The sequence below is a fragment of the Cupriavidus sp. FW305-F7 genome (genome assembly GCF_058782875.1).
This window is the reverse complement of sequence record NZ_JBYSYC010000101.1, coordinates 1-7,711: the sequence shown is the minus strand read 5'-3', so window position 1 is coordinate 7,711 and position 7,711 is coordinate 1. Positions and strand designations below refer to the sequence as shown.

General features: G+C 61.6%; 6 protein-coding genes. 4 read left to right on the top strand and 2 right to left on the bottom strand.

The genetic code is table 11. The annotated features are described in order from the left end of the window. Positions 1–113 precede the first annotated feature (113 nt). The 4 genes from AC3WL8_RS39500 (at position 114) to can (ending at position 4,302) form a co-directional block, all read left to right on the top strand. Positions 114–1,592: an aldehyde dehydrogenase gene (locus AC3WL8_RS39500; protein WP_492380216.1), complete on the top strand. Its 1,479-nt coding sequence runs from the start codon at positions 114–116 to the stop codon at positions 1,590–1,592. A 186-nt stretch (positions 1,593–1,778) separates the two neighbouring features. Beyond that, positions 1,779–2,069 carry an FAD-binding oxidoreductase gene (locus AC3WL8_RS39495; protein WP_492380215.1) on the top strand — a complete coding sequence of 97 codons (291 nt, stop codon included), beginning with the start codon at positions 1,779–1,781 and terminating at the stop codon, positions 2,067–2,069. Then, positions 2,059–3,300: an acyl-CoA dehydrogenase family protein gene (locus AC3WL8_RS39490; RefSeq protein WP_492380214.1), complete on the top strand. Its 1,242-nt coding sequence runs from the start codon at positions 2,059–2,061 to the stop codon at positions 3,298–3,300. The genes AC3WL8_RS39495 and AC3WL8_RS39490 overlap by 11 nt, the downstream gene beginning before the upstream one ends. A 342-nt stretch (positions 3,301–3,642) precedes the next feature. After that, the gene (can, locus tag AC3WL8_RS39485; protein WP_492380213.1) at positions 3,643–4,302 is read left to right on the top strand and encodes a carbonate dehydratase; all 660 of its coding nucleotides are present in this window, start codon (positions 3,643–3,645) and stop codon (positions 4,300–4,302) included. A gap of 492 nt (positions 4,303–4,794) precedes the next feature. Here the strand turns inward: can and AC3WL8_RS39480 are convergent, their stop codons facing one another. Both AC3WL8_RS39480 and AC3WL8_RS39475 read right to left on the bottom strand, forming a co-directional pair. After that, positions 4,795–6,162 (bottom strand): MmgE/PrpD family protein, encoded by a 1,368-nt coding sequence (locus tag AC3WL8_RS39480; RefSeq protein ID WP_492380212.1) that lies wholly within the window; start codon positions 6,160–6,162, stop codon positions 4,795–4,797. 77 nt (positions 6,163–6,239) lie between these two features. Next, positions 6,240–7,711: aspartate aminotransferase type Ic (locus tag AC3WL8_RS39475; protein ID WP_492380211.1), on the bottom strand; the 1,472-nt coding region annotated here is incomplete at its 5' end.

Sequence of the window (7,711 nt, the reverse complement as noted above, 5' to 3'; positions counted from 1 at the left end):
TGATGGCCCGTACCTGCGCAGCCGATTCCGCGAAGCCCTGCTCGGCAACGACGCCCACAAGTAAGAACACGCCAGATATCCCTTCTCCAGGAGGGACAGGTGACAGGACAGACATGCAAACTTACAGCCATTACATCGGTGGTCAGTGGGTGACGCCCACCAGCAATGCCTATATCGACAGCAAGAATCCGTACGACGGTCAGCCATGGGTGCGGATTGCGCGCGGCACGGCGGAAGATGCAGACCTGGCAGTCGATACTGCCTACGCTGCTTTCCGTAATCCCGCGTGGGCCGGGCTGACCCCGACGCAACGCGGCAAGCTGCTGGTGAAAGTTGCGGACCTGATCGAACGCAACGCGCAACGCCTGGCAGAACTAGAGACCCGCGACAACGGCAAGCTGTTCGCGGAGATGCATGCCCAGGCCAGGTACATTCCGGAGTGGTTCCGCTACTACGGCGGTCTTGCGGACAAAATCCAGGGCGCAGTGATTCCGCTGGACAAGAAGGGCTACTTCAACTTCACGCGCAGGGAGCCGCTCGGCGTCATCATTGCCATTACCCCGTGGAATTCGCCGCTGTTGCTGCTGACGTGGAAGCTTGCGGCGCTGCTTGCAGCGGGCAATACGGTGGTGATCAAGCCCTCAGAGCATACGTCCGTGTCGACGCTGGAGTTTGCGCGGCTGTTCGACGAGGCTGGCTTTCCGCCGGGTGTGGTCAATGTTGTTACGGGCTTTGGTGCCGAGGTCGGCCAGCGGCTGGTGACACATCCGAAGGTCAGCAAGATCGCGTTCACCGGCTCCGATGCGAACGGGAAGCTTATTTACCAGACCGCCGCGGCCAGCCTGAAGAAGGTCTCCCTCGAACTCGGCGGCAAGAGTCCGAACATCGTGTTCGAGGATGCCGACTTCGACCAGGCGATCAACGGCGTGCTGTCCGGCATCTTTGCCGCCAGTGGCCAGACCTGCATCGCCGGGTCCCGTTTGCTCGTCCAGCGGTCAATCTACAAGGCGTTCCTCGAGCGGCTGGTCGAGCGCGCCAAATCCGCGAGGCTCGGAAATCCCATGCAGCCTGATACGCAAGTGGGACCGGTTACGACCGAAGCGCAACTTGCGAAGGTCCTCGAGTACATCGAGATTGGCAAGGCAGAAGGCGCGGTGCCGCTTTGCGGCGGCAAGCGAGCGGCTGGCAGCGAGTATGACGCCGGCTGGTTTGTCGAGCCGACGATTTTTGCCGACGTCGACAACAGCATGCGTATTGCGCAGGAGGAGATCTTTGGGCCAGTCTTGTCGGCGATCCCCTTCGATACCCAGGAGGATGCCATCCGCATTGCGAACGACAGCATCTATGGGCTTGGGGCTGGGGTCTGGACGCAGAGCATCCAGCGCGCCTTCGAGGTCTCGGAGGCAATTCAGTCCGGCATGGTGTGGGTCAACACCTATCGTGCGGTGAGTTTCATGTCTCCGTTCGGTGGCTACAAACAAAGTGGCATCGGCCGTGAAAGCGGAATCGAAGCCATTGACGAGTATTTGCAGACCAAGAGCGTATGGATTGCCGCCGGCGCCACGGTCGAGAACCCGTTCATCATCCGCTGAAGCAATGAGGTCGCGTGGGCATTGCCCCGCGGCCCTAAGAATGGCATCCAGCTATTGCTACGCCGGAAGATGCCAGACGCGCCCTGACCGTGCCGGCCCAGGGTGTCCGCTCAGGGTGATACCTATCCTTGATCAAGCAGGCCGGCATCAAGCCGGAGTAACCGGCATGCAGCACAGGCGATTGCCTTGACCACCCTTGAAACACTACGCTCGATCTTGGACGCGGACCATGTGCTAACGTCCGGGCTCGATGCTTACGGCAGTTGGATCGCCCCGAGAATCTACGACACGGTCGACGCATACGGCGGATCCTTCTCTGCTGAGCACGGTATCGGAGCCTCTAAGAGCCGCGAGGTTGCCCGCCGGAAGGAAGAAGTTGCGCTCGATCTGATGCAACGCATCAAGCTGGCGTTCGATCCGTCGCATCTGATGAACCCGGACCGCGTGCTGAAGGCGGCGTCTTACGATGCAAAATGACGTGCGCCACAAGGGGTCCGGCACGCAGTACGGTAGCGTTGGCACTACTCGCTGTGGCGGCTGGCTCGCCCCGGGGGAACCCCCGACGTACTGCGACGGCGACCACGCGGACGTACGCGAACAGGTGCGATCGACATGCGCTGGCTTTTCACCTGCCTATTTCAGGGAAGTGGACCGTCACCAGGGGCAGCCAGAGGAGTTCTTTGCCGCGCTGCGGCAAGCTGGTTGGGCCAATGCCCTGGTTTCGCGGGCGAAGGGCGGTATGGGCCTTTCGCTTGCGCACGCTTGCGCAGCGGTGGAGGAGATCGGCCTGCTGGGTGCATCGGCGGCCGGCCTGGTTCAGGAAATTTGCAATCATCTTCTGCTTGCTCGGCACAGTGACCATGTCTTGGCCGATGCCTACGTAAGCGCGGTGCTCAGCGGAGAGCTGCGCGCCCCATCGATTGCCATCTGGAACCTGGGAAGCGCTGCCGGTGTGGCGGTGAGAAGCCGGTGCATCGATGGGGAAATCGTCAGCGGGCGGAAGGCCTGGGTTTCGCGAGCCCAGAACGGTGACGTTCTGTTACTCCTTGTGGAGGTGGGCACAAAGGCCCAGCGAACAGAACCACATTCTGAGTCGTCGCTATTCCTGGTGGACTTGCGTGAGGCCATCGGGCGTGGCCTGACAATCCATCCGAGCACCAGCCGAGACAACCATGACGCCAGCGAGATCGCGATTGACGCCCTGCTGATACCGGCACGAAACCTGATAGGCAGGGCGGGCGAGGGTGCCCGTTATATTGCCGAACGGTGCATGCCGGAGATGATTCTCAGCGCGGCGGCCGCTGTGGGCGATGCACGCTGGCTTCTGAATCAGGTTGACGTTCACACATCGGCCATAAGCAGCATGCAATTCAACGACTGGTCACGCCCGGGTACTACGTACGAAGCGCTCCGAGCTTCATCAGGCGTCGAAGCGGCAAGCCTGATGTGCAAGCGGGCGGCAAACTGCTACGACAGCATGAAGGCGTGCGAGGGGGAAGCAAGGATGGCGTTGACGCTGGCGCTCGCCGCCACCCGGGAGGCTACGGAACTCTGCCTTGGCATGGGGCATTGCAGCGATTCCGGGCTGAACGAGGATATCGACAGGAAGCTGCGGGAATGCCGTAGGCATCAGGTGATGCCGTTTGCCACGGACCAGGCTCATGCCTATATCGCGGAGCGGGTTCTTGGCTTGCCGCGTTCACAATGAGTCTGCACACCTTGCAGGCTTCGATGAAGTGAGAACGGCATCACCCGGGAATCCGTCTGTGGCCTGATTGTTAGCACTTGGAACTGAGTGCGCGATGCGAACGCCGGCCTCGGGCTGCGTGCTGCGCATGGTACGGGCAGGGGCGCCATTGAAACGCAGCGAAAGGCTGTTGCGGCGCTCGATTGAATCGGTCGGCGGACGCGGCAAAACACCCAGTGCGGTCGAGATGGCCGCGGTAGTCCTGCGTACCCTGGAATCCGCCGGCGTTGTGATTCGCGCTTTCGCATGAAGAGTTCAGGGCGGGCTGGGTCTCAGCCCCATTTTTTTCAAACGGTAGGTGTCATGCATGAAGAACTGGAAGCCTTGCTCGCGCGTAATCGGCAGTGGGCGAGCGGGATGGAGGCAAGCAGGCCGGGCTTCTTTACCGGGCTGCAGCACCAGCAGGCCCCCGAGTATCTCTGGATCGGCTGCGCGGACAGCCGTGTTCCAGCGAATGAACTAGTGGGACTGCAACCGGGCGAGCTCTTCGTTCACCGCAACATCGCCAATGTGGTTGCGCATTCGGACCTTAACTGCCTGTCTGTGATCCAGTATGCCGTCGATATTTTGAAAGTGAAGCATATCGTGACGGTCGGGCACTCCGGTTGCGGCGGGGTTGGAGTCGCGCTCAAGGGCCAGCGCATCGGCATCGCCGATAACTGGGTACGCTATGTGCGCGACGTGATCGACCTGCACAGGGCGTGGCTGCTGGCGATTCCTCAGGAGCTGCGTGTAGATGCGGCGTGCCGACTCAATGTCCTTGAACAGGCGCGCAATGTCTGCAAGAGCACTGTGGTGCAGGATGCCTGGGCGCGAGACCAGCCGTTGTCCGTGCAGGGTTGGATATACGGTCTGCATAACGGGGTCCTGGAGGACCTGGGTTTCTCGGTCTCGGCTAGCAATGACGTCGAACGGGCTTACGAGACAGCCTTGCAGCAGATCAAGGCGATGTACGCTTCGTAGCGATGGGCAGGGCCTGCGGCAAACGTAGTGCTCGGCGCGGATGAGAGCAGTGCGTGCGCGCACAGCGGGATGCAGAAAAAAAGGCCGAGGGAGAACCGGCTGTCGGGCTCCAGCGCCAGATTCTAGATTGCCTTGCGCATCAGTAGCATTCCCATGTTGACAAGCGTTTGCTTTGTCGTGGCCTCGGACTGGACCGCGGGGTAGTCGATACTGGATCGTCTGGCTACTGGCATTTCGTCGGATGCCTAATGAGGTGGCACCCCACCGGCGCAGCTACCGCTCCGGCCTGCAATCATGGCCGGTACCCGGCACTGCACCGGATCGGTTTGCTGCAGGACGACCATATCGCGTGGCGCCGATGGAATATGGTGAAAGGTGGCGCGCCTCCAGGTATCTTCCGTACCAATCGACCAGTTGCGAAAGCGGCAGAAAAAAAATCCCTCAACACACGTTGAGGGACCCAAAGTCGCCAGGAGACAGCAGGCGAGACTCTTACGTAACGGAACCCCGAAGGATCGCGGTCATGCGGGCAGCGTCCTCCAGCTTCCAGACGGCATGGAAAAATTCGTCCACTTCTTCCCGTGAAGCGGAGGAGGAAAAGTCAACGAGGCGGATGAACTTGTCCTGAATTTCCTCGCGGGACAGTGTGTTGCCCGGATCGCCTTTGGGCTCGTCGACCCGACCCGCGAAGGTCTTCTCATCTTCGGTGGTCACACTGACCTTACCGATCCAGCGCTGCGGATATGCAGTGTCCACTTCCTCATCGAGGCGCATGAAGACCTTGCCGCGGAAGGCTACGACCGCAGCGTCCTGGTAGTGCGACTCGAAGTCGCGAACGCTCGCGCTGCCACGTTCGGCTATCAGTCCGAGAACCGTACCCATCGAAAACTTGGCCTGGTGCACCGTGACCGGATTCTCCACCGGGCCAAGCACGTCGATGGCGCCCTGATGCACATGGGTGACAACCTCGCGGATGTTGGCGGGCGACAGGTGGTTGTCTGCCAGCACTTTGGCCAGGGCATCAGCGGCTGGATGCGTATGGCGGCACGAGGCGTGGAACTTGAACGAGGTCTCAACCACCGTCCAGCGCTCCCTCAGCCGATCGACGAGCTTCGAGGCCTCGGCGTCGTTGGACATGCCTGCTGCCATGCCGCGTGGCCCTTCCAGGATGCGCTTCGCTCCCTTGAACCCATCCTTGGCTAAGAAGGCTGCCATCATGCCGTCGGCGGCTGCCTTGGCGGTATGGAGTTGCTTGGAGTCGGCGGCGTCGGCCAGGAATTCCCACAGGCCGGCGGCCTGCGTACCGGCGGAGCCAAAGGCATCGAGCATCTGCTCCGGGGTCAGCCGAAGCAGACGGCCGGCCGCGGCTGCAGCCGCCAGAGTGCCTGCCGTGCCGGTCGTATGGAACACCCGGTAGTGCGAGCGGCCCAGGAATTCGCCGACGCGGATGCCGACCTCATAGCCCGCAATTGCGGCAGCGAGGAATTCCTTGCCACTCGCGCCAGTTTCCTGAGCGACAGCCAGCGCAGCCGGGAAGACGACGGCAGCCGGATGGAAAACGGATCCGTTGTGTACATCGTCCTGTTCGGCGTAGTGCGAACTTGCACCATTGATAAAGGCTGCGAAGTACGGCGTGGTCCGCTCGCGCGAGATCAGCACTTCGCATTTGCCCGAGGAAGGTGCCATCCTGCGGGCGAAGCCCGCCAGTGCCTCTACCGGCCGGCCGCCTTTCCCTGCGAGCGCGGAGCCGACCCAGTCGGCATACAGGTTCTTCGCACGCTCGACGACTTCGGCTGGGATATCTTCATACTGCAGCTCTGCCGCAAAGCGGGCCAGAACTGCACTTTGAGATTCACTCATCTATCTTCCTTTTCTCTTATCAGGTATGGGACGCCAAATTGTCTGGCGCAGTCGCATCAGCGCATATATGGCGGGATTCAGACCAGTACCACCTCACCGTGGGTCTTTTCCGCGGCGGCCAGGAGCGTGCACACTGCGATAGCCTCGGCTGCCTGTCCGACCTGCTCCAGGCTCGGCGACGACGGCGCTATACGCAGCGTGCTGTCCTCCGGATCGATGCCGCCGGGAAACGGGGCACCGGCATCTGTCAAGATCACGCCGGCATTGCGGCAAAGCTCGACCACGCGACGGGCGGTGCCCGGCACGACGTTCAGCGTGATGAAGTAGCCGCCGCTCGGGGTTGTCCACGACACGTAATCAAGCTGGCCAAGGCGGGATTCGAAGGTTTCGATCACGCAGGCAAAGCGCGGGGCTAGGATGGCCCGGTGCTGGCGCATCAGTGCTTTCAGGCCTGCGTCGTCCTTGAGAAAGCGCACATGGCGGAGCTGGTTCACTTTGTCGGGACCAACGCTGCGGAAAGCCGCGTGTTTCAGGTACCAGGCAATGTTCTGCGTAGAACTTCCGAACAGCGCGAGGCCGGCTCCGGCAAATGTGACCTTCGAGGTCGAGGAGAAGATCAGCGCGCGGTTGGCGTGGCCGTGGGTGACACACAGCTCCGCGAGATTGGCGATCTCAACCTCGGTTTCGCCGAGGTGATGCACCGCGTAGGCGTTGTCCCAGAAGATGCGGAAATCGGGCGCCGCGGCTGGCATGGCTGCCAATGCCTTGACGACTGCGTCGGAATAGACCGAGCCAGTTGGGTTGCTGTACTTCGGAACACACCAGATCCCCCGGATGGACTTGTCTTGCGCAACAAGTGTTCGCACGACGTCCATGTCCGGGCCCTCTTCGGCCAACGGAACCGGGATCATCCTGATACCGAACGCCTCACACAGCTTGAAATGCCGGTCGTAGCCGGGAACCGGGCAGAGAAAGGCTATGCCGCCGGGGACATCCTGCCACGGGCCGTCGCCATCCGGCACGCCAGTCTTGCGCGCATAGGCCAGGCAATCATGCATGAGCGCGAGGCTGGAATTGCCTTCCACCACCGTGTTCTCCGGGGGGACGCCCAGCATGGTGGCAAACAACCGGCGCGCTTCAGGGATCCCTTGCTGCCCCATGTAATTCCTGCAATCCGTGCCGTCTTCGGTGCGAAAGTCGCCGGGTCCCGGAAGGCCGAGCAGGGCGTCAGACAGAGCGAGCTGTTCGGCTGACGGTACGCCGCGCGCCATGTTCAGTTTCAGGTTCTTGTCACACAGCGAGCGGTAGGCCAGGAGGCTCTCGTCAAGGTCTGGGGCGCTGGCGCGTTCGACGCAGTTGCTTTCGGATTGCATGGTTGTCAGGTGGGATGATAGGTTCCGCGAGCCAGTCAGTCGCCGGAGGACTTCAGCAACAGCGCAGGATCGCTCCGGCACCGTTGCCGTCGGCAATAACTGGCCGTATGGGTTATTTGTGGGCGTCGTTGCCGAGCAGGGCTTCGCGGAATCGGCTGCGCAGGTACGGGCCATCG

Excerpts from the sequence above, each read along its gene's own strand:
- AC3WL8_RS39480 (WP_492380212.1), bottom strand. The coding sequence starts at position 6,162 with ATGAGTGAATCTCAAAGTGCAGTTCTGGCCCGCTTTGCGGCAGAGCTG.
- AC3WL8_RS39490 (WP_492380214.1), top strand. The coding sequence starts at position 2,059 with ATGCAAAATGACGTGCGCCACAAGGGGTCCGGCACGCAGTACGGTAGC.
- can (WP_492380213.1), top strand. The coding sequence starts at position 3,643 with ATGCATGAAGAACTGGAAGCCTTGCTCGCGCGTAATCGGCAGTGGGCG.
- AC3WL8_RS39500 (WP_492380216.1), top strand. The coding sequence starts at position 114 with ATGCAAACTTACAGCCATTACATCGGTGGTCAGTGGGTGACGCCCACC.